This is a genomic window from Ruegeria sp. AD91A (assembly GCF_003443535.1).
Taxonomy (GTDB): Bacteria; Pseudomonadota; Alphaproteobacteria; order Rhodobacterales; family Rhodobacteraceae; genus Ruegeria.
This window is the reverse complement of the sequence record NZ_CP031946.1, coordinates 2,644,109-2,665,580: the sequence shown is the minus strand read 5'-3', so window position 1 is coordinate 2,665,580 and position 21,472 is coordinate 2,644,109. Positions and strand designations below refer to the sequence as shown.

The 21,472-nt window shown below is 51.7% G+C and carries 18 protein-coding genes and 1 tRNA gene; 7 read left to right on the top strand and 12 right to left on the bottom strand.

Annotated elements, in window-relative coordinates; all coding sequences use genetic code 11:
* Positions 1-330: 330 nt before the first annotated feature.
* Positions 331-810, bottom strand: coding sequence for a hypothetical protein (locus tag D1823_RS13340; RefSeq protein WP_117870775.1), 480 nt, complete (start codon positions 808-810; stop codon positions 331-333).
* 1,849 nt (positions 811-2,659) lie between these two features.
* Here D1823_RS13340 and D1823_RS13330 point away from each other — a divergent pair.
* Entirely contained in the window at positions 2,660-3,667 is a 1,008-nt protein-coding gene (locus D1823_RS13330; protein WP_117870770.1) for a hypothetical protein, read from the top strand.
* Positions 3,668-3,679: 12 nt separating this feature from the next.
* Here the strand turns inward: D1823_RS13330 and D1823_RS22295 are convergent, their stop codons facing one another.
* Positions 3,680-4,048 (bottom strand): tyrosine-type recombinase/integrase, encoded by a 369-nt coding sequence (locus D1823_RS22295; protein WP_117870768.1) that lies wholly within the window; start codon positions 4,046-4,048, stop codon positions 3,680-3,682.
* A 352-nt stretch (positions 4,049-4,400) separates the two neighbouring features.
* On the opposite strand from D1823_RS22295, the gene D1823_RS13320 reads away from it, so the two are divergent.
* Together D1823_RS13320 and D1823_RS13315 are read left to right on the top strand one after the other, a co-directional pair.
* Positions 4,401-4,616 (top strand): hypothetical protein, encoded by a 216-nt coding sequence (locus tag D1823_RS13320; protein WP_117870766.1) that lies wholly within the window; start codon positions 4,401-4,403, stop codon positions 4,614-4,616.
* Positions 4,617-4,854: 238 nt separating this feature from the next.
* Positions 4,855-5,070 carry a hypothetical protein gene (locus D1823_RS13315; protein WP_117870764.1) on the top strand — a complete coding sequence of 72 codons (216 nt, stop codon included), beginning with the start codon at positions 4,855-4,857 and terminating at the stop codon, positions 5,068-5,070.
* Positions 5,071-5,284: 214 nt separating this feature from the next.
* Here D1823_RS13315 and D1823_RS21935 read toward each other — a convergent pair whose 3' ends face one another.
* Entirely contained in the window at positions 5,285-5,461 is a 177-nt protein-coding gene (locus tag D1823_RS21935) for a hypothetical protein (protein ID WP_162896837.1), read from the bottom strand.
* Positions 5,462-6,078: 617 nt separating this feature from the next.
* On the opposite strand from D1823_RS21935, the gene D1823_RS13300 reads away from it, so the two are divergent.
* Positions 6,079-8,940 carry a hypothetical protein gene (locus D1823_RS13300; RefSeq protein ID WP_162896836.1) on the top strand — a complete coding sequence of 954 codons (2,862 nt, stop codon included), beginning with the start codon at positions 6,079-6,081 and terminating at the stop codon, positions 8,938-8,940.
* 510 nt (positions 8,941-9,450) lie between these two features.
* On the opposite strand, the gene D1823_RS13295 is transcribed toward D1823_RS13300, so the two are convergent.
* Positions 9,451-10,464, bottom strand: a complete 1,014-nt coding sequence (locus tag D1823_RS13295; protein WP_162896835.1) for a hypothetical protein — start codon at positions 10,462-10,464, stop codon at positions 9,451-9,453.
* An 804-nt stretch (positions 10,465-11,268) separates the two neighbouring features.
* On the opposite strand from D1823_RS13295, the gene D1823_RS13290 reads away from it, so the two are divergent.
* Entirely contained in the window at positions 11,269-11,688 is a 420-nt protein-coding gene (locus tag D1823_RS13290) for a thermonuclease family protein (protein WP_254683734.1), read from the top strand.
* 110 nt (positions 11,689-11,798) lie between these two features.
* Here D1823_RS13290 and D1823_RS13285 read toward each other — a convergent pair whose 3' ends face one another.
* The 3 genes from D1823_RS13285 to D1823_RS13275 all read right to left on the bottom strand — a co-directional run bounded on the left by D1823_RS13285 (position 11,799) and on the right by D1823_RS13275 (position 13,899).
* Positions 11,799-12,380, bottom strand: coding sequence for a hypothetical protein (locus D1823_RS13285; protein WP_117870750.1), 582 nt, complete (start codon positions 12,378-12,380; stop codon positions 11,799-11,801).
* A complete protein-coding gene (locus D1823_RS13280; protein ID WP_205511839.1) occupies positions 12,377-13,237 on the bottom strand; it encodes an HAD family hydrolase in 861 nt (286 codons plus the stop codon). Before D1823_RS13280 ends, D1823_RS13285 begins: the two co-directional genes overlap by 4 nt.
* A gap of 586 nt (positions 13,238-13,823) precedes the next feature.
* Positions 13,824-13,899 (bottom strand) — tRNA-Thr (locus D1823_RS13275).
* Between the two features lie 175 nt (positions 13,900-14,074).
* Here D1823_RS13275 and D1823_RS13270 point away from each other — a divergent pair.
* Entirely contained in the window at positions 14,075-14,950 is an 876-nt protein-coding gene (locus tag D1823_RS13270; protein WP_117870746.1) for a hypothetical protein, read from the top strand.
* Between the two features lie 267 nt (positions 14,951-15,217).
* Here the strand turns inward: D1823_RS13270 and D1823_RS13260 are convergent, their stop codons facing one another.
* From D1823_RS13260 to D1823_RS13245, 4 genes are all read right to left on the bottom strand, one after another.
* A complete protein-coding gene (locus tag D1823_RS13260) occupies positions 15,218-15,937 on the bottom strand; it encodes an alpha/beta fold hydrolase (protein WP_117870741.1) in 720 nt (239 codons plus the stop codon).
* Positions 15,934-17,475, bottom strand: a complete 1,542-nt coding sequence (locus D1823_RS13255) for a proline/glycine betaine ABC transporter permease (RefSeq protein ID WP_117870739.1) — start codon at positions 17,473-17,475, stop codon at positions 15,934-15,936. Before D1823_RS13255 ends, D1823_RS13260 begins: the two co-directional genes overlap by 4 nt.
* Positions 17,472-18,527 carry a glycine betaine/L-proline ABC transporter ATP-binding protein gene (locus tag D1823_RS13250; RefSeq protein ID WP_117870737.1) on the bottom strand — a complete coding sequence of 352 codons (1,056 nt, stop codon included), beginning with the start codon at positions 18,525-18,527 and terminating at the stop codon, positions 17,472-17,474. The genes D1823_RS13255 and D1823_RS13250 overlap by 4 nt, the downstream gene beginning before the upstream one ends.
* 67 nt (positions 18,528-18,594) lie before the next feature.
* Positions 18,595-19,560, bottom strand: coding sequence for a glycine betaine ABC transporter substrate-binding protein (locus D1823_RS13245; protein WP_117870735.1), 966 nt, complete (start codon positions 19,558-19,560; stop codon positions 18,595-18,597).
* Between the two features lie 268 nt (positions 19,561-19,828).
* Between D1823_RS13245 and D1823_RS13240 the strand changes: the two genes are divergently transcribed.
* Entirely contained in the window at positions 19,829-20,713 is an 885-nt protein-coding gene (locus D1823_RS13240) for a LysR family transcriptional regulator (RefSeq protein ID WP_117870732.1), read from the top strand.
* A gap of 51 nt (positions 20,714-20,764) precedes the next feature.
* On the opposite strand, the gene D1823_RS13235 is transcribed toward D1823_RS13240, so the two are convergent.
* The gene (locus D1823_RS13235; protein WP_254683733.1) at positions 20,765-21,472 is read right to left on the bottom strand and encodes an aspartate/glutamate racemase family protein; all 708 of its coding nucleotides are present in this window, start codon (positions 21,470-21,472) and stop codon (positions 20,765-20,767) included.

The window sequence follows — 21,472 nt, the reverse complement described above, 5'->3', positions numbered from 1 at the left end:
CGCTTGTTTTTGGATCGTTTCAATTTCTCGACTGGTTTCAAGGGTTACGACGACAATATCTCGTTGACTTGTGCGAGTAATTTGACTCCACCTAAATCTCCCACCACTTCACCTTTTTCTTCGGAACATCGCCGCGACAGCGGATGTTATTCAATCGTCGCTGGGTTTGCGGCGTGTTGATGAAAAGCGCCGCACTCGCGCGCACTCGGTGACCCAGTGGGCTGCCTCCTTTCGGTCTTGCCTGCCGGGTGCGCGCTCAACACAGAAAGGGCCCAAGCGACTACCACTAGTTTTACCGTAGTAGCTGCTCAGGGCCTCATCAGTGGCGTGTTATGCGTGTGCTTGTTCTCGGGCGATGCGACGGAAGTCCCGGCGCTTGCGTTTGTCGACGTCCTGCTTAGTCTGCTCGACTTGTTCAGGAGTGATCTTGCCAGCCGATAGTTCAGCGTTCAGGCGTTCTTCTAAGGACGGCCCAGAGTTGGCTGCTTTCATGTGCCTGAAGTGACCCTTGGCGTTGCCGTAGATCGTTCTCAGCAGGGCGTTGCAAATGTCTACGCGCAGGTCCACTTGCTCAGCATCAAAGCCTGCCTGAGCGGCGAAGTGAACGCGGACACGGTTGTAGAGAGTGACAGGTTCAACGTGACTTACAATCACCTTCCAAGGGGCTTGCTTGTGGTCGCGCCATTCGAAGGAAAACAGGTCTTCATCCTGCGCCTTAGTGATTTTCCAGAAGTCGTCACCGCAATACTCGGTGGATGACGTCTGATTGCGGTGGGGACGGTTCGCCACAACGATACGCTTTGTGTTCATGGTCTTATCCTTTTGTCGGGAGTGTGTCGCTGAATACGTCGTCTTCAGAGGCAGCGATGGCCTCCAAACCCTTCGCCAAGAGACCAGCGACAATCTCTTGGTTCCCAAGTTCAAACGGAATTTCTGGGTGTGCTTCGGCAAAGCGTTCGCGGACTATGTCGAGCAAGACATAAGTCGTCGGCTTCAACCTCACGGGCACCTTCACGGGTAGCTTGTAGCCCTCGTAACCAAAGGGGCACCTTATGCTTACATCTCGTTAACTGGGGATATGCGGAGCAGCGGAGCGACCGAGCGCGCATAGCGTTAGCCGTCAAGCTACCCTGTCGCCATGGTCTGAGAGTGAGCCTACACTGCTCCCTGCGCGTTACTTGATGGCGCGACTTCACGGTGATTGAAGGAATGACGCAGGTCGATCACCAAACGTGATACCTAAAGGTGTTATATTACGGGAACCTGATGGGTGCCTGAGGTGGTGGCTTAGGTGTCTGCTGAAGGTGTAATGGTCTGTACGCCCCATTGCACAGATGCCCAGCCGCTCAGGAAAAAGACCACCAGACCAACTCCCTGAGACTGCTATAAGTCTTCCCCGATGGTGCCCAGTGGTACACGATTAGGACACATCAAGCGGTGTCCGGAGATTTGCAATCCTCGGCATACTCGCGCGAAGACCAATGAAACAAGGGGGTCCGGTATTAGTGCGGTGACGCGCGCGGTGACATGGTGCCCACGTTCGGCCTCAAAAAGTGGGCTGAGATGTCCCCTGATTGCTGCGCGAATAGGCAATGATGGGGGGCACCGGGGGGTATGCGCGGCATCTATATCTATCTCTGCCACTCACAATTTTTCGCCAAAAATAAGGAACGTGATGGTGGTAAAGACCATGAAAGAAATGAGCATTTAACCAGCCTCACCAACACCTTAGCAGGACCTTTTGGGGCTACCCCTACGGTCAACCCTTAAGCTCACCTGTAGGTTCCGCAGGTCGATGACCCTGAATGCTTCCACTTAAGGTACCCTGTCGGCCTGCTCTAAGGCTTCCTGAGGGGTGTGTGATGGTGGGTTAAGGTTCGACCACTCTCATCAACCAACCAAAGCCGAATGGCTCTAAGGTGCCCCCTGATGGTATCCCTGAATTATTCAGGTGCCCTATCCGGTGCTAGCCTTAAGGTGCAGACTTACCTGTTCTTTCGAACATGGTGATGAGGTATCAGCCGGAAGTGATGGAAAGCTATCATCCATCCTCAATTGGTCTTTCGGAGCGAATGCGACCCTTGAGTGTCCCCTGATGGTGCCCTTAGGAAGGGATTGAACTAAAACTTTTATCTAACGAGAACAGGTCCTTAAGTGCTTAATTTATATAGGTAAAATTGACCCCTAGGAGAGTTCAACTCTCCCGACTTCTTTCTGGTGACCTCTAGGGTTGGCTTACGGTGAGCCTGAGGGGACACTAGAAAGGTCAGCCTGACGAGAACAAGACCTAACGCCCTCTATTATAAATCACACTGCACCCCTGAGAGATGCCTTGTGGGGTATAAACAAGTTTCATGCGTTGACCGACAGATAGCGCCGCTGGATTCTTGGAGCGCGTGCTTAGGGTAACCTGTACTTTCATGGTCAATGCCAACGTTGCCGAAAACTTGCTTTCGACGAAGGCATTCATCCCTCGCGATGCCTACTTGAGTTCAGGTAATGGGTTTCTCTTTAGACTTTCTCGGTAGAAATCTGCGCTAGCGATCTCTATCTGATCGAATGAATAAAGTGGCTAAGGTTGCAATTTCTACGTGTGCCGTACTGTAGTGCTTAGTACCCTTAGGCTATTGTCTTCATAAATTAGAGAGCAAATTTGTGCATGGATTTTCACTATACAGAACCCCAAAATGAACTCGAAAAGATGTTGGGCGGGTTCTTCTGCATCAATGCCATCGGTCCCATCAAATATGGCGATGATAGCAAGTTCTCAGAGTTCCTAGACACGCACAGCCCACCCTCACACATGACCATCTACATCGATTCCTTAGGTGGCGACTTGGAAGCGGCAATCGGCATTGGCAGAAGGATACGTGAGTACGGGCTTTGGACTGACATAGGTTGTTTCTTTCTGGAAGAACCTGACCCAACAAACCCGCTGGTACCGCGAAAACGAGTAGCTGGGAAATGTATGAGCGCGGCAACCATGATTTACCTTGGTGGGCGTCTCAGATACTTTTCTAACGGAAGCGAGTTTGGGGTGCATCAATTCTCACTTAAGAACCCCTTTCCAGAAAACGCAGGTCTGTCCCAAATCTTGTCTGCAAGGATTGCCTCTTACGTAAGCGACATGGGTATTTCGCCTGAGTTTCTAGAACTGTCTTCCGCAACGGACGCCAAGGACATTTACCTTATTGGCGAGGAACGACTGAAAGAACTTCGGGTTGTAACTGGTGGACAAACAGACGTTTCTTGGGATGTCCAAGCGCGAGGTAATATGATCTACGTGCGCGGTGAACGAGACTCCATCTATGGCCGTCACAAGGTCATGTTGGGTTTCACCAAAAACGCTGGTTTCTTTTTCTGGGCAGTGATTGAAGCGCAAAACCGACACGATGAACTGACGAGTTTTGGCGTAGTAGAGATAACCGTGAACGGAGAAGAACAAAATTTTGATATCTCAAAGGCGTGTTCACGGTTTTCGTACGGAACCGACGTTCATGTTTTTGCAAGAATAACTAGTGATCAAGCGCGTGCAATCAGCAATTCGGAGAACTTCGGGGTACAAATAAAGTTTGTCAAAGATTCGCCGACATTTCTGGGTATCTATGCCATGTCCACACAGGGCGGCACGGATCAACTTCAAACATTTTACCACACCTTTTCTTGAACTGTGCTTAGCCTAGAGCCCAGCCTTCACGCCCCACCTAGCGAACTCTCTAAGCCGCGCCTCACGTCCACCATAAGTATTCTCAGCAACCGATTGAACAGAATGCCCTAGGTACCCGTGACGAACTTCAACAGGTGCCCCTGCGTCTCTCAGTTTGTCGCTCGCCCTGTGGCGCAGTCCGTGGACCTTCATGCGCTTGTCGTCAGTGTTCTTCCTGACCGCTTTCATCAGCGCCGCAGAGGCAGCCGTAGGGCCTCCGTCACGGCCAAGAGAAGGGAACAGAGGCTCGTCACCCTTACGCCCTTCAACGCGCGCCCTGAGGGACTCCCTGAGGCTGTCTGAAGTGTTTTTCTGGCTTAAAGCCCTGCCTTCACCAGCCACTCACGGACCTGTTCAATACGCTCATCGCCGCCGTAAACACTCGCCCCTTCACCCCGAATGGAATGCCCCAAGGGGAACGCCCCATTCCCCGGCTATTGGATAGCCGCATACTGCGGAAAATCTGAGCCTTCCCAAAGAGTTTTTCGAGGTCGGCTTGTGGACAACGTTCGAAAACCCGAGAGAGGGCGGGAGTTCGGCGGCCGCCTTTCACGCAGAACCTACGATGCCCCCCAAGGCACAATCGAAGGCAACCATGCACGCAAGGGCAGATTCACAATCTCCCGCAGCCTTACCAGAAACTAGAAAATCATCGCGTGCAGCCCACCACATTCCCACAAAACCAGGAGCAAATATGTGTGAATATCAATACGATCTACTAGACCTCGACAATATCGATGACGAGATTGCGAAGGCATTTGACGCCACCGAGGAAGCCTCCGGATGGACCGACCTCTTTTACAGTGAGCGCCATTTACGCCGCCTGTATGCTAAGAAATGCAGCCTTCTAGAGCCGTTGGCCGACGGATCTGAGCATCACGATCATACTTTCAAAATGAAAGGCATGTGATGCCTTACCCCCCAGCTTTGGCTCATTGCTGGGGGCATTCCCGAGGCAGGGCAAATGTCTCGCCAACCCCGGCATTTTGCAAATGTCAGAAATCATCCCGAATTCAAGCTCCTTCTTTTCTGAGCGGAATGTTCACGATGGAGTCCCAACAGCGCCGGGGGCAGTCAGCCCCCTTTTTTACGTTTCCTTGCATTTACCCTCCCATTTGCCTGTCAGGTAAAACAAGGAGGACCGCAAAATGACCTATCAAAAACCCCTCTCAGAAATCGAAGATTCCATTGCTCACCTTGGCCGCTGTTCATCCGCTTGGTGGAAAGCAGCGCAAGCGATAACAGGGAAACGCATGGTTGAGCTGCTCGAAGAAATGGGCGACCGCTGGAACCCCGAAAACTCAGGGCTGGCCAATGATGGCATCGACATTGACAAGATTATCAACGACGCCATGAATCCCTAATTCTACATCCCCATTCGGCTGTAAAACGCAACGTCCTGCTTGGCCCGCGCCATCATGGCCCAAGCCGTCAGCATCCCAATCGCAGCCGCTCTATTTGCGGCACTTCGGGCCGGTACTTTCCGGCCCCCCGCCCCTCTTAGTGACTCACTCAAACGACTATTAAGGTTCACTGTCATGACGACCCCCATCCCCATCAAACCACGCAGCAATCCAATCATCTGCTTTTCCCTAGTTTCTCAGATGCCTGACCAAAGATCGCCAGTAGCGCCTTTTGCTGCTTACTGACTGTTACCAACTCAGCAGCGATCCGCTCTTGCAGTGAACATTGCTCTCGAAAATAGGCCTCAATGGCTCTCTCAATCTCGAAGTGTTCTTCAGTTGGCATTGTCATTTTGGTCTCCTTCGTCTGTCTTTGAAGTACGTAACAGGGAGCAAGATACAAGATGGCGTTAATCTTACCGAAAGTTTTGGTCGCAGGATGATTTTGGCGCTGGCCCAGGGCGAAGTAGCGCGCTGGGGCCGAAACAAGCACTCATTGGTTCAACTGGCTCAAGTAAATGTGTGTCTAAACTGTTGCCCGGCCAAACCGCAGCAATCGTCTGGTTAACTTGATCACTCAGAAGTTGGTGAACTTGTTGATAAGCAAAGCGCTGGGCCTTGAGACACAAATCCGAACAAAGCCGTCGGCCTTTTCCAACCCTCACTAACTCATTCCAACTTATCCCATACAAACAATCGAAATGACTATACGTAAATTGCGAGCAACGTCGCTGTTGGCTCCAGCGTCTTCAAGGGCGCTTCAAAATGACCGTACTCTGAGTTTTGAGATACGGCTTGGAGCCTAAAAGTCGCATGCACAGGCGATGTAACTATTGAAATGGAACGTTGGTATAAGCTTGGTGAAAGATCGTCCGGAGCGATTCAAATTCCTGCACTCACCGTCCAAATAGACCAAAAATCTAATACTTGCTAGTCTCCGAACTGGACAAAGCAATGAGGTCGTTCAGGATGAAAAAGCACGCGATCATTACTGTGCACGGCATCAGAACATACGGTCGGTGGCAAGATAGGCTAGAAAAAATCCTCGAAAGCGACGCGGATGCGAAAGAAATCGAATTTGATTTTCTAAATTATACGTATGGTTTCTTCACGCTGTTTTCGTTTATCGTTCCATTTCTTCGAAAGATTGCCGTTGCACGGTTTCGATCTCAGCTGCTTCATGGCTTGGAACTCTCAAAATACGACCGCGTTGACATCGTAGCGCACAGTTTTGGTACATACCTCGCCACTAACGCGTTGTTGCATGAAGAGTCTCAGGAGAATGTCAGGATAAATTCGCTAGTCCTTTGTGGAAGCGTGTTGTCGCCTGATACTAACATTTCGAAAATTTGCGGTGAAAACCGGCCTGTCCAGCGGATTATTAACGAATGCGGAACTCGCGACGGAGTGCTTCTGCTAACCCTTCTAGTTTTTGGTGTTGGAATGGCTGGTCGTCTTGGACTTCACGGCTTTCAAAGTTCAAGATTTCAGAATCGATACTTTGATCTTGGCCATAGCGGCTACTTCTTAGGGAAGGATGACGACAATCATTTCATGAGGAAACACTGGGCACCGTTGCTTTTAGAAGACGCTCCAATTGCACGACATGATAGTCGTCCTGCATCTCCTTCGTTATCGGAGAGGGTTATTCGAACACTTGGAGAGAACGGTGCAGCCTTTACGGTGTCTATCTATGGCATCATTGTTTCAGTCATTGGCGGGGTCTTTGCTTATCTTTGGTTGGACGCATCACAGAACGAGAAACTTGCAGTCGCACGAGCGAATGAGCTTTCAATTGAAACAATTAAGGCAACTTCTCATCTAGGTGCCAACCTTTATCGAGCAGGCGACACCATAGGGGCACTACGAGTGTTCCTTGATGCTTGGAGCCTCATAGAGACGCATCGGGCAGAGTTTCGAGCGCCCGAGAATTGGAACGGATGGATAGATCCAAAAATGGCTGCCAGGCGAGCAACTGCTATGGCAGTTCAACTAGAGTCGCCTGAAAACTTGCTAAGAGAATTTGAGGGTAAAACCTTTGTGTGGCTAGGCTCGACGTACCTTTCTGAGAGAAATACAATCAAAAAATTGGAAGACTGGGCGGCAGTCTATGCTGCAAGAACCTACGATAACTCCACCCAAATTAACCTATCAGAAACAGGGCTTTTGTCCGTGTGGCACATGGGTACGCGAATTTACGAGGCTGATACACGCATCAACTCGGAACCGACTATTCACGTGAGCAGTGACGGCGAAACAGCTTTGCTGCTCGGAACTCACTACGGGCCGACCGGAGGGTCTACATATGAGGTGGTAAAAACAATTCCTTTAACTTCAAATTCGAAAGAATATTGGATGCATCTGGAAAAAAAGGAAGCCAATCAAGACAGTTACCCTGATGAAGAAACATATTTTGCGATGCAAGAGGCAGAAGCCGAAGCAGTTCGAGAACAGTTGCGCGCGCTATTGGGTGTCTACGATTTCTTCAGCATCGACGCTCACGAAGTCTGGCACGTCCCAGATTCTATCGGGCCAGACCCTCAATTCGAGCCTGTTTCAACACTTAAATACCCCTCGTTGAAAACCAAATATGAACCAGACAGTACGGCTGGCGAAGGCATTCCATCAGAGGGAATGCCTAACCCAAAGGCCGTTGATCAACTCAAATCTGACGAGACAAAAATCCTGGCTAATATGCTAGCTTGGGCAAGGGCCAACGAAGAGCGATGGATGTCAGACTCTAACGATGATTGGGAAGTAATTAAGCACTACCCTCAAATAGAAAACCACGCCGATTACATTAAACAGGGGGCTGAGGATCCGTGGTTCCAAAACCACCCTCTGTGGTATTACAGCGAACTTGTCAAAAAAGGGGACAAGCTAGTAGCGTTGACGGTTGAAAACATCGGGAATGCGGGGCGATCAGAATATTCGTGCGTGCAAATAAGCCCCAATATGCCACGCTGCGCATACCTTACTGGTAATACCAATGAACAGTATTTCTACAACCGAACTCTGCCAATTTTCTCGGATGACGGAAGTTTTTTGCTCGCTCTGAGCGGGGGAGATAACCAAGAAGGAATAGAAGCCTTTTCTATTGAAGAAGATCTAATCGCTTTTTCCAGTGTGCCAATTCGGGGAAAACCAGATGCCGACATTATTGATGGTGACCTCACTTCTGAAGCAAGCAAAATGCTTGCCGTTTCCACCAGGCAAGCATTCATTTTCGAGTGTGTGGGCATGGGAGGCTGTGAACGTGAAGGACAAATAAGTCCACCAGATGGAAATAGGTTTCTTGCTGGCCGCTTCTTGAACGACGACACTGTTGTCGTAATTACGCAAGATGAACCACCCTCACACCTTTATGGTTCTGTCGATCTATACGATGTAGAACAGCTCTTACGGTTGCCGTCGAAAGCAATTTCGGTATCAGCGGTAGCAATTGAAAGTGGTATCGCATCTTGGACAACGGAACTTGCTGAAGGTGATGCACCACCACTCGTGCTCTCTCCCTACTTCGGGGAACCTTGGACACCAAATCTTGCTGTTTCCGCAACCGCGGGATTAGTCGCCGCATATGGCTACGACAAGGTACACGTACTCGATGCACAAACCGGTCTCTTCCTTGGATGGCTACCCCTTCCCGACTATGTTCAAGAAACGACCGTGCTGACGCAAGATCGCCTCGGTTTTTGGTTCGTCGGGCAATCAGAGGAATGTGAGCAACCCTGCCTTCACGTACGAGGTAGGAATATTCCGCTCTTTCGTGAAATGGATGCCAATTTTAACCTAGATAGGCTGCGTGCGAAGCTGTCTTTGCCAGTTCAGTAGTCGAAAGTTTTCCTGACAACTGCACTCCGCGGACTGCAAGTTTCTCACAGGCTAACGTATCCTCACCGGTCATCAGTTTGAGAACTGCAAACTGACCCGGCTTTCGTTACGGCACTGATCTCCCCACTTTCCCCAACGTCGCCAACGTCGCCAACGTCGCCAACGACCAAATTGGGATCTCATAGCCCAGCCGTCTCTCTGATGAATTTGCATTTTTAGGTTTCCCGACAACTTAGTAATCAGAACGCCTGAACAAGGGAGTGAATATTGGAGCAAGTGGGATCGTTCTGGCCCTTTGGGCTTTCACGAACAACTTGCAAAGGGGGCATTCTTCCGGTGAAATATGCGCCAAGGAAAGAAGCATCACGTAAAGACTTTCAACCACGACAAAAAGGACCGCTTATTCAAAACAGAGCGCGCGACCGTCAATACACAATTGGGGACAGTCAACGCATTCCCCAATTGGTTTATGACTCGCCACTAAGGCTATAAGAGGTGCCTTTAACTAGATCACTCAATGGCGTAGCTGGCAGCGTGGATTGCAATGTTGCCGGTCGCTTCTGCACGTTTCACCTCGCCAGCCTTCTCAGTGTTGAGGAAAAAAACAATATTGTAGAGCGTGTGCTCACCAATATCAGTTTTTGTCGTGATTATTTGCGTCTCACTGTCATCCAAACGGCAAATTCCACGCAGTTCACGCTGACTTACACCTTCAACATGCGAGACCTTCTGCGATGAACTGGCAAAATCGCCTTCGCAAAAATCCGACATTAGCGCCAGATCCTGACTATCAGTTGCCCTTAAGTCTCCAGTCGGTCGGTGCGCCGTTAGTGTGCCAGCCAGGATTCCAAGATCGTCAGACTGCCAAAACACCGAGGCCGCCCCAAAGCCCAAGTTTTCTATTTCTGCTTCGCTCAAATATTTAGCATCTGACACGTCAATCGAAGTGATCATATTGGTGGCCACTTGAAACAGCGCGGTTTTGCTCAATCCTTCCTGCTGGACCGGTGCGTCCGGTTGGACCGGTGCGCTTGCGTAGTCATAGTAGCTAGCTGCACAGCTATAAGTTCGCTCCAGCGCCACCTTTGTACCAGTGAGGTCATAAATACCTGAGAATTGACGGCCGTCGATCTTCATAGTTCGACCCATCTGAATGTAGTGCATCGCCTGGTCAAAGTTCGGCATCGACAGCGTAACCATTGTCGATGAAACAGGAATTGCCGTTGCATAAATTGGTTGCCTACGATCCACGTAGATCGTAACGGGAATATTTTTATTGATGTCAAAATTGAAATCGTCGTTTGCAACGCCGACTATCAAAGTTTTATCCTTCGAAAAAGAAATTAGAAGGGTATCACCTGATTTGTATGGCGCTGAAACTACGCAATGGGAGAACTGACCGCTCTCGTCGTCGGTGTATGCTGCACCTTCCCAAAGCTTGAATCCATAGTCACTGCCCCGAATGTACTCTGCAGATGCCGCGGTGGAGATGAGACAAGCAGATATTAATGATATAATGCGCATAAGTTCAAAACTCCTTTTTTCTTTGGTCTTAGCAGCGCGGCCGAAATCGCGCCTTCGACATTAACTAACGCTGATTTCACAAGGTCCTCAAGCAGGGCTGCGAACTAAGTTCGGGCTGCCCTACGGATGGCGTCTTTTATGACACTGCAAAACTACGTTTGACGCAGGAGACATAGTCTTCGTCGACACTTACCGAATGCGAAATTCGGTCAAATTGTTTTGTACATTTGCCAATTTTAGGGAGAGCAAGGGCCTCAACTTTCCAGCACGACTCCGCAATTGTGCTGGAGCCGCGCGGCCGAAAGGCCAAAAATTTTTCGCGCTGTGCAACCTCGAACAGCGAAATAGCCTAACATCTTACATTCTGCATCATCAAAAAAAGGAGGTCTGCTCTAGCCGCAAATCGGTCGTTGTACAGTTTGCATTTTACGTCGGCTGCCTGCGAAAGAAGACGTTCAATATGTGAACCGCTATTTAAGATATGGCAGAAAATCGAAAAACACTGACCGACTAAAGCAAGCAGCATAGATAAACAGTCACCATTTAAACCGATGTAATATATTGGATTTTGGAGACTGTTCACATGAAAAGCTTGTTCACAGTATTCAGCACTGCAACCATGATCTTCGCCGTGCCTGCTTATGCAAAACAGCCGGTCCAGCCTACATTCTCCATAACAAGAGATGTGGCCCACGGTGGCGGGTGCCGCAAAGACAGTCCGCAGGGTCAGTGCTGTCATGCTGGCAAAAAACCGTATCACTGCCATTAACGTAGAGCGTTGGCCTTATGAATAGGAAGTTCGACGTGAAGAAGTCGTTCTGGTTAATAGTTTCGGCTGCCCTGATGGTAGGCAATATGGCCACCGCTGGCCAAACAATCGAAGGCAAAGCCCGAGCTATCGACGGCGACACAATCCTGGTTGCAGGTGTCAAAGTCCGGCTTAACGGCGTTGACGCCATGGAACTAGGCACACAGGCAGGCCAACAGGCCAAGGCTGCAACGTCCAAGATCGTACACCGCAAAAACGTCACCTGCGAACTCAATGGTGAAAGGTCGTATGACCGCATGATCGGGGTCTGCTACGCGAACAGTGAAGATGTGGCCGCTGTATTGATTGCCAATGGTTACGCGCTTGACTGCGCACGGTATTCAGGCGGTCGGTACAAGAAATATGAAACTCGGGCTGCTCGGTCACGGTTGGCTCAGGCCAACTACTGCCGATAGGCAAATCTTGATTGGCGAAATAAGGAACCGTGAAACATACAGCTGTTGCACTTATCTGCTTCGCCGCAACTTCATCCGTTGTGGGTAGCCTTGACGCCAGCTGCACCATGTCAACTGCCTGAGGAAACAGCATTTTCTTTTTTTAAGAAGCCCATACCAAAAAAGAGGTAAATTAAACCAATGGCAATTGAAATAATTGCGACAAAAACGGCGAAACTGACAGAAATCAGCGCAAGCGCCGCCACCAGTAGAACAATCGCTACTATCCAGTAAAAAATATCAAGGCGGTGCTTTGATCGCAATTCTCTACCGAATAATTCGTTTGGACTTTGTTTCTTGATTGAAGCAGACAAGCTCAACGAAGGTCTCATCTTCGCGTAACGTGTTTCGATGTCGATACCGTGATACACAGAGCCTAAAAGAAGTCTGTGATACCAATGGCGATCCATGAACCAGAAGCAAAGCCAAACAATTGTCCCGATTGTCAAAGCTATCGACGCAAACGGGACATCCTTGCCCATAAGCACTACATTGTTCCCAACCCTTAAAGAGTAACCTGCGACGGTCAATGTTGCACCCAAAGATAATATTGCAAAATTTCGAATTCTAAGTTCCAGATCATTAAAATGCATCTGGACGCTCACTACCGTTTTCCAGATTTCGAGGTCTTTGTCATCAATGTCTTTGGTCATTTGTTCATCCTGAATTCTTCAAATTGAAAAAGCTGCAGCAATTCGGAGTACGAATTCTTGAGCGTGTGGGTGGGGGACACCTCACGATCTCCAATTAATTTCTCGCGTTGCACATCTTCATCAGTCCAGTGCGTTACATTGACCAGTAATTGGTATTCCTCCTTCAGGTGAGAACTGCCATATTCAGCCAAAACATCGCTGACCCCAGCGTCCTGGGCCATCGCAACATCCTTCACCCTACTATCACCAACATACAACACGTCCTGCTTGCGGGCACCCAACGTCTCAATGATGTCGAGAAGAAGCTCAGGGTTTGGTTTCAACTCATCCTTTGGAGTATTCCTATGCACAGTGTGCGATAAACTGTATTCGCTCGCGGGTTTGGATCTAATTGAAAGCAGAGATTGACCTTCTGGAAAGTCATGATCCGGGGGCGAATAAAGATAATCAACAAGACCATCTAGGTTCAGCTTTCGAAAGCGATAAGATGTATAAAATGATTGGCTTTCAGTGTAAGCGACAATCAGAACGCCCTGTTCCTTGAGTTTTCTCAGAGTGTCCGCAACCCCGTCATAGAGCTTCAATTCTCTGCGGCGCACGAACCTGAAGGCCTCAATTGCAGGTTTAAAGACCTCTAAGAGATTGTCGTGAGGAAAACGTCGGCGCAGCGAGGGCATGGCTTCGATCAAAAACGCATACTCTGACGTGCCGTGTTGCTGGTGGATTTTGCGAATTTCTGGAAGCAACTCCGCTTCACTGAAACCTGATATGGCAATAATCTGATCCAGCATAGCGCGAAAAGTGGCGTGCCAGACGTGAAACCAGTCAAACAATGTGTTGTCTACATCGGTAATCAATACAGTGTATGCTCGGTCCCTCAACGCCATTGCTCACCCTTTTTCTTTTGCAAGGTTGTTGGCAAAGTGAGTAACCCAGTCCGAAGCTAACATCCAGTTGCAAGTTCCAGCCGATGCCTAATTGCCTAGTGGAAGTACTGACGCAACGTAAACCTAGCCCGCGCGAGAAGTATCCAGTGTTTGGGTAAAGTCACTAACCCGGTATCAAAGTTTTTGACCCCCCGCCCCATACACAAGGCGAAAGAACCCGTTCACCGTGGAAGATTGTAACAAAATTCAAGAAGCCCCAAACGTAAGCCAGCTCTGCCCCAACCGAAGGCGCATAGCAAACTGACATTGCATGGCGTATGGCCAGCAAGGGATTTGATTGAGCTAGCGTATAGTATGCAGTTGGCGAAACCTGCCAAGTTTCAAATCAAGTTGTCTTTTTTCTCTGGCTATTTTTGGCTCTGCCAGATTGGAGAAACTGGGTTTTCAATGCGCGCGCAGTTTATCCAATCTGGGTTTCGCAACGCACATAGGTAGCACGAGGGTAGCACAGGGCGGTGCATGGCCAGTGTATATACAGGCTAAGTTATTGATATGATGGTGCCCCCACACGGACTCGAACCGCGGACCTACTGATTACAAATCAGTTGCTCTACCAGCTGAGCTATAGGGGCACTGGCTGTCGATTACTTCCTCTGGCGGTGGACTGCAAGTCTGAATTTTACCCCTAACTTAGACATTGCCCGATTTCCTGAGAACGTGCAAAAACGCTGGGCTCATTCGCAGCAGAGATCTCGCGAGAGGTGGCGAACGCGGCTATACAGAAAAGCCAGGGTTAAGGGAAACAAGATGCAGGTTGCTATCCACGCTGGTGTTGCCTTTTCGGATGAAGGGCTGGTGATGTCCTCGCTTGGCGCGAACAGGCGGATATTGGCGGATTACCGAACGGCTGTTCTGGGGCCGCGTCGGTCCCGGCAATTCGTCAAAGTTGTGTCTGACTCGATCTTGCAAGGTCAACCTGATGCAGAAACACCAAACAGCTTGGCGGAGCTTGTAACCGGCAATCCCAACCTGGACCGCGTGATTTTGTCGAGCGACAAATTCTTTGGCCCCAGACGCACCGCGCTGCAACACGGGCAGATCTATCCGTTTGCGGGGAAAAGAACGGCTTACACAGAATCTCTGCTGGACGGCGCGCAGGTTGAAGTATTTGCAGGGCTGGTAAATCCCGTGGTTTTTATTCCAAAGATCCTTACGTCGATCCATGAAGATCATCGTCAGGACATACTGGCCAGCACCGATTTAAGCTGCCTCAGTTGGCTTGGTATGGTCGAAGACCTGCTGGATCTTGCCCCGCAGGTTCAACTCACCTTGTGGGAACACGAGAATTCCCCGCTTATTTGGGGAGATATTATCCGCGCTATATCCGGATTGCCTGACGAGGCTCCACTTCATGAAGAATATGCATTCCTGTCTTCACTTTTGACGGAGGCCGGTCAACGACATGTATTGGACATCGTGAGAAAAGGGGACGCCCTTGACCGGACCAGCCGACGTGAAGAGATGGCAAATATTTTGGACGAATACGCCCGTCTGGAGCAGATCGAAGAAGAGCTCGATATGCCGGGTTGGAATGCCGACATAGTTGAAGCGTTTACAGATCTTTACGAGCAGGATCTGGCCACGATCCGGTCCATGCAGGACGTTCGTGTATTGCAAATCTGATCGCCTGCGCAATGCTGTCGGCTTTGTTGCACAAATGGCGCGAAGGAAACTCTTTCCACCAACCCTGCGTGACGGCAGGAACGCATGCGTATTTGGGCCCTGCTGAATACAGGGTCGCGAACTGGTGGTCTTGCAGCGACGCGCTGATACGGAAAAGCCTGCCGATCAATGGATTGATCTGGCAGACCATGGCGTTCGACCATATAAATCAATCGGTTATCCGCAGGATGGCGTCAACTGTCCGGTTCATTTGATTGGCGCAATTCATCAGGCATCAAGGAAATCCCGCAATACCCCGTTAAACAGTTCGACTTTCTCCAGATGCGTCGCATGTGCAGAGTTCGGAATCACCGCGAGATTTGCATTCGGGATAGATTGCCACAACTGTTCTGTCTGACTCCATGGGTAGGTACGATCCCGATCCCCCCACATAACCAGTGTCGGGGTCTTGATTGCTGACAGGTTTTCAGCGCCGCTCCAGGAATTCATCGCGTCCAAACCAGTGAGCATGGCTTTCAGATTGCTTTTCTGCGCTATCGTGGCGCAAAGTTCATATTCCATCGCCTTTTCGCGCTCTAGAAACCAGGTTGCCGCAATTCGCCGCGCCGTCACTTTCGGTCCGTCTGCACAGGCACGGGTTTTCGAGGTATCAATGGTCTCAAACCGCCCGGGCAGCACTCCTACGGACCCGGTGCCATAAAGAACCAAACGGTCAACACGCTTGGGCGCACGGGCAACCATTTCCTGCGCGACCATTCCACCCATCGAGTGACCAACCAGATGGAATTTCTCGATGTTGCGCAACTTCAATTCATTCAACGCCCAGTCCGCGAAGCCCGAGATACTGCAGAATGCATCGCGGTGAGTATTTTCACCAAAACCCGGCAAATCCAGCGTGATCACATCGTAACCTTCCAGGGCCTCGACCTGCCGCTGCCATTGCCGACTGCCGCCCAGAAACCCATGGACAAATACTATGGGTGTCATTTCCGGCCGCCCTGCACAATCCGATCCAGAATCATCGCACAGAACAGAATTGAGAACCCTGCAAGGATACCCTGGCCAACATTCGCGTACTGCAACGCCTCCAGAACGTCTTCGCCCAGCCCTTTGGCACCGATCAGCGACGCGACCACAACCATTGCCAATGACAGCATGATTGTCTGGTTGATCCCCGCCCGGATCGACGGGCTTGCCAGCGGCAAGTCGACCTTGGTGAGCAGATACCATTTGTTGGCGCCAAAACTGATCGCTGCTTCACGCACACTTTCGGGTACTCCGCGCAAGCCCAGAACGGTCAGGCGCACCACTGGTGTGCCGCCGAAAATCATCGTGACCACGACCGCCGCTGGTTTGCCAACACCAAAAAACGCGATCACGGGGACCATGAAAACAAAGGCGGGCATGGTTTGCATGAAGTCCATGATCGGCTGGATGAAAGCGTAAAACCGTGGCCGACGCGCCGCGAACATGCCCAATGGAATTCCGATGACAATCGACAGGCACGCCGCTGTCCCCAACAAGGCCAGTGTGGTCATTGCGCCCTCCCAGAAGCCCAACAGCCCCATATAGGCCAGAAATGCGCCCGAGTAGATTGCCGTGCTGACGCCCGCAGTCAGCCATGTCAGCAGAATGATGAGACTGGCGATCACGATCCACGGAGTCTGTACCAATATGACCTCAAGCGCGTCCAGCAGGGTACGGATACCGAATGTCAGCCCGTCAAAGAACGCTTCGCTGTTGCGCACGCACCAGGCGATGAAGTCTTCCACCCAAGTGATGCTGGTCAGGCGGATGTTGGGGTCCGTCGGGAAATGGCTGAGCAACGAGAAACGCCCCGGAAAGCTGTAATGCATCATCGCCGCAGCAACGATCAGCGCCATGAATACCGCGCTGAACACGATCTGCGATAACGGCATTGCTGATCGGATTGAGCGATCTGACAACCACTCCGAGAAACGCGCCTCGAGCGCCCAGTTTGCCACCTGTGACTGAACAAGCTTGACGATGATCAGAATGATCAGGCCGGTCAAAACAATGTACGGGCCCTCGGCGGCCATCGCCTCGGCTTCAGCGCGGATGCCGCCTATGTTTTCCTCAAGCGAATCCACCGTTCGCTGATAGACATCGATCTTGTCCGAATTGTTTTCAATGGCAGCGGCCAACTGCTGACGGCGCAGTTCAAGCGTCCCTTCAATAGAAGCGATGCGTTCCATAGCCTCGGCCGCCAGATCGCCGAACATCCCTCGCGCGATCTGCACATAGGCTATTGTTTCGAGGATCAGAAATGGAAGCGCCCATGACCACAAGCCCCGGGCACCGAACCAGACCGGACCAAATAATCCGGCCATCAGATTGAAGGTTGGTGTAAAGCGGGACGACGCGCCGATCTTGTCGAAGTTGCGGATGTAGTAGTCGGGGCTGGTGCGTACAAATGCCCGAATGTTCTTGCGCCGCTCTTCGGCATACGCCAAAGCAGCTTCGCTTTCGGTATCTTCCAGCGGGTTCACATCAGATGTGCTCATGATACTTCGGTCCCTTCGATCACGGTGCGCAACAGATCGGCACGGGTTATGACGCCAACATCCGCGCCGCCGTCCTCCACTAGGATTGCGCTGTCGTTGTCGATTGCCAGATTGATCAGCGTGCTCAGGTTCTCACTCTCATTTACACGTGGGGCATCTGCCGATAGCGGCCCATGGGTCACAACATGCTCTGGTATGGGCCGCATGACCGCATGGGCGCGCACCACTTTGAGCCGCGATATGCCCGCAACGAAATCGGCCACATAGTCGTCGGCGGGGTTCATGACGATGTCTTCGGCCGTCCCGATCTGCACCACCTTGCCGTCGCGCATGATCGCGATCCGGTTCCCGATGCGAACTGCTTCATCCAGGTCGTGGGTGATGAAGATCGTCGTCTTTTTCAGGATTTTGCTCAGTCGGATGAACTCATCCTGCAACTGCCGCCGGATCAATGGGTCCAGCGCCGAGAACGGTTCGTCCATTAACAACACATCCGGGTTCGCCGCCAGTGCCCGGGCAAGGCCCACACGTTGCTGCATACCACCGGACAGCTCGTGTGCGAATTTCGATCCCCAGGCTCCGAGTTCGACGATATCCAGAATAGCGGCGGCCTGACGCATGCGTTCATTCTTGCTGACCTGCCGGATTTCCAGCGGCATCGCGACATTGTCCAGCACAGATCGATGCGGCATCAGCGCAAAGTTCTGAAAAACCATACCGATCTTGTTGTTGCGAAACTGCTGGAGCTCTTTCGGACCCAGAGCCATCACGTCAGTGCCCTCGATCTCGATCTTGCCGGCGGTAGGCTCCAACAACCTGTTGAAGTGGCGGACCAGAGTGGATTTTCCGCTGCCTGACAGGCCCATGATGCAGAATATCTCGCCCCGATTGACCGACAGGCTGACATCCGCCACGCCGACAACGCAGTTGTATTCAGCCAGCACTTGGGCCTTGTCCAACCCGCGGTCGCGGATCGCCTGCAGCGCCACCTCTGGCCTGCTCCCGAATATCTTCCAGACATTCGAGATTTCAATAACGGTATCGTCGCTCATAGGTCCCCCAGAGGTGCGCATTTGGGCGGCGCCGCCAATCGCCGCCACCCTGTTTCTGGACGTGAGATCAGAGACCCAGCCAGGCGTCGACACGATCCGGGTTCGCTTCGACCCATTCACGGGCAACCTCTGCCGGATCCCGGCCCTTGCCGCTGATCTCATAGGCGAACCCGCTCACATCATCTGCTGTCAGCGCGAAATTCGTGAAGAAATCAGCAATCGCCGGAGAGCGCTCTGGCAGCGTGTTGGACCATGCAATCTGCACGTTCTTGAGCGCGTCCTTGGTCGCAACACTGGATTTGTTGTACCAGTCCGGATCATCAGACGGCTGGACCATCACGTATTTTGCCGGGTCAAATGTCGGCTCGGTCAACATCTGAACGTCGAACATGTACCAGACCGCATGCGGCTTGTAGCAATAGAAGGCGTATCCTTCACCCTTGGCTATGCTGTCCTTGATCCGCGCGGTCTTCACGCTTTCCTCGGCACGTACCGGCTCGATGAAATCAAGCAGACCATAGTCGCGAGTTTTGACTTCGTTCACATTGGCCGAAGCCCAACCCGGCGCGCCAATCCACATTTCACCTTTGCCATTGCCGTCACTGTCCATCAATGCGGCTACATCCGGGCGACCCAGATCAGCGATGTCGGTGATGTTGTTGGCTTCACCAAAGTCTTTGCTGACGCAAAAGCCCTGATTGCCCTCGTAGGGGTTCGACGACAAGGTAACGGTGCCGGCTTCGTCCACATACTTCTTGGTGAAGCTTTCCTGGTTGGGCAGCCAAACGTCGGGATGCACATCGATATCGCCCTTGCCCTGATCCATCGCCTGAAAGATCGTGGCGTTGTTGCCGGGCACATATTCCACTTTGCCACCGATGCGCATTTCCACGACCGCGCCCAGCAGATGGGCAATGGCCTGTGCGCCGGTCCAGGATGGCACGCCGATCTTCACTTCTTCGGCTGCGAATGCAGGCACGGCGCAGATGCTGACCGCAGCAGCCATCCCCAGCGTTTTTAGATTGGTTCTCATGGTCTTCTCCTCTGTTGAAATGCGCCGTGGTTCGGCGTCGTTTTTTCCGTCGTTCGACTTTCCTATTGCGCAATAGGGTCGTGCCAACATGCATTTGGCCGCAACTACGGACGGAAGGCTGAAAAGAGGACCAACCGCCAGACCCTACCCAGAAGTCTAGAACAGGAACTTTTCAGAGAGCCAATTCGAACATTTCATCAAACTATTCTGTTTCTGCATAGTTCCTGTATGCTTGTTGAAAACGTTCGTTAACTAGCGGGGATACTCATTGGATCTGAATTGGCTACGCGACTTTGAATGCCTCGCCCGGACCTTGAACTTCACCCGTGCATCCGATGAGCGTAACATCACGCAATCCGCATTCAGTCGCAGAATCAAGGCGTTGGAGAGTTGGGTTGGGCTGCCCTTGGTCAATCGGGCAACGTATCCGGTGCAACTGACAGAAGCCGGCAAACAATTTCTGCCTGTTGCTCAGGCGGCGATTTCACAGCTGTCAGAATCCCGCCAATCCCTGCGGGACGCCGACCGGGGCGACAGTCGGTTCATCCGTTTTTCGGTTCTACACACCATCGCGGTAAATTTTTTGGCGGCCCGCATAGAGGAATTGCAGAAGCAAATCCCGGATCTGCGAACACGCGTTCTGTCTGATTCTCTGAGCACCTGCTGTGATCTCTTGGTCGAGGGCGCGGTGGATATCCTGCTGTGCTACTATCACCACTCTGTCTCGCCCATGATCGACGAAACCGCGTTTGAGCGTAAGGATCTGCTGAAGGATCGTCTGATACCCGTAGCTGCCGTTGAGCCGGTACGGACAATGGGATGGGATTTATCCAGACAGGATGGCCCGCCGATCCCCTATCTGGCCTATGACCGATCGTCGTTTTTGGGCATGGTCGTCGAAAACACCGTTGACCGGAAACCCCAGAATACCGAAACGATATATGTCGATAGTCTGGTCGAAACGATCAAACGACGATTGATGACAGGCAGCGGATTTGCCTGGATGCCCGAAACGGCGATTGCCGAGGAACTTGATCAGGGGGTATTGGTGCCGGTCGGCGATGATGCATGGTGCGCGACGTTGACGATTTCAGCCTTTTCCAATCCAGTCAGCTTGGATCAGATTGCGTACCAGCTTTGGCAGCGTTTGTGACCAAACAAAACCATTTTGGGCCCACCGACTGCCGTTGAAAAAAGCCCTACGCTAACTCGCAGAGCAGCCCGTCTGAGAAAAACCGACGATCGCGCGGACCAGTAGATCGACCGTGTCCAATGCTTTGGCGTCGTCCGCGACGATGTCAGCAATGAGAGAAAACTCGGAGCAAGCGATAAGTTGCAAGTCCGCCCCCGCCTTGACCAGTGCCTTTGAAGACGCTCGCAGTGTCTCGCGCGCCTTGTCACTAGGGCCGTTGACCTTAATCTCGCGGATCGCCGCCAGCATCATGTCGTCATCTGCTGGCCAAACAGGTGATAGCCCGCGCGCCTGCAGTGCTGTATCGAAAAGACAAGTACGGCGCACTGCAGGAGAAGCGAGCATACCAACGCAACCGCCTGCCCCCAGTTCACGGAGGGCATGATCCGCTGCCAGATCAACTATATTCAATAGCGGAACAGTCACGGCATCGGTGACCGCCTTGGCATAGTGATGCGCTGTGTTGCAGGGCATTGCCAGCGCCACGGCGCCGGCATCCTGAAGGCGACGCGCCATTGCTGCCAGTGTCGGCCCCGGATCTTCGCCCGACCCTTCGATCAGATGAGCGATCCGCGATGGCACTTGTGTGTTCATGTCGATCAGAAGCGGAATGTGGTCCCGATCATCGCGCACCGGTACAGCCTCCACCAGCTTGCGCTGGAGGAGGATCGTTGCCTCGGGGCCCATGCCGCCAAGAATGCCGATGGGGCGCAGCATCAT

Coding starts and splice junctions, on each gene's coding strand:
- D1823_RS13315 (WP_117870764.1), top strand. CDS start 4,855: ATGACCTATCAAAAACCCCTCTCAGAAATCGAAGATTCCATTGCTCAC.
- D1823_RS13285 (WP_117870750.1), bottom strand. CDS start 12,380: ATGACCAAAGACATTGATGACAAAGACCTCGAAATCTGGAAAACGGTA.
- D1823_RS13260 (WP_117870741.1), bottom strand. CDS start 15,937: ATGACACCCATAGTATTTGTCCATGGGTTTCTGGGCGGCAGTCGGCAA.
- D1823_RS13235 (WP_254683733.1), bottom strand. CDS start 21,472: ATGATGCTGCGCCCCATCGGCATTCTTGGCGGCATGGGCCCCGAGGCA.
- D1823_RS13250 (WP_117870737.1), bottom strand. CDS start 18,527: ATGAGCGACGATACCGTTATTGAAATCTCGAATGTCTGGAAGATATTC.
- D1823_RS13295 (WP_162896835.1), bottom strand. CDS start 10,464: ATGCGCATTATATCATTAATATCTGCTTGTCTCATCTCCACCGCGGCA.
- D1823_RS13245 (WP_117870735.1), bottom strand. CDS start 19,560: ATGAGAACCAATCTAAAAACGCTGGGGATGGCTGCTGCGGTCAGCATC.
- D1823_RS13300 (WP_162896836.1), top strand. CDS start 6,079: ATGAAAAAGCACGCGATCATTACTGTGCACGGCATCAGAACATACGGT.
- D1823_RS13270 (WP_117870746.1), top strand. CDS start 14,075: ATGCAGGTTGCTATCCACGCTGGTGTTGCCTTTTCGGATGAAGGGCTG.
- D1823_RS13340 (WP_117870775.1), bottom strand. CDS start 810: ATGAACACAAAGCGTATCGTTGTGGCGAACCGTCCCCACCGCAATCAG.
- D1823_RS21935 (WP_162896837.1), bottom strand. CDS start 5,461: ATGACAATGCCAACTGAAGAACACTTCGAGATTGAGAGAGCCATTGAG.
- D1823_RS13255 (WP_117870739.1), bottom strand. CDS start 17,475: ATGAGCACATCTGATGTGAACCCGCTGGAAGATACCGAAAGCGAAGCT.
- D1823_RS13320 (WP_117870766.1), top strand. CDS start 4,401: ATGTGTGAATATCAATACGATCTACTAGACCTCGACAATATCGATGAC.
- D1823_RS13330 (WP_117870770.1), top strand. CDS start 2,660: ATGGATTTTCACTATACAGAACCCCAAAATGAACTCGAAAAGATGTTG.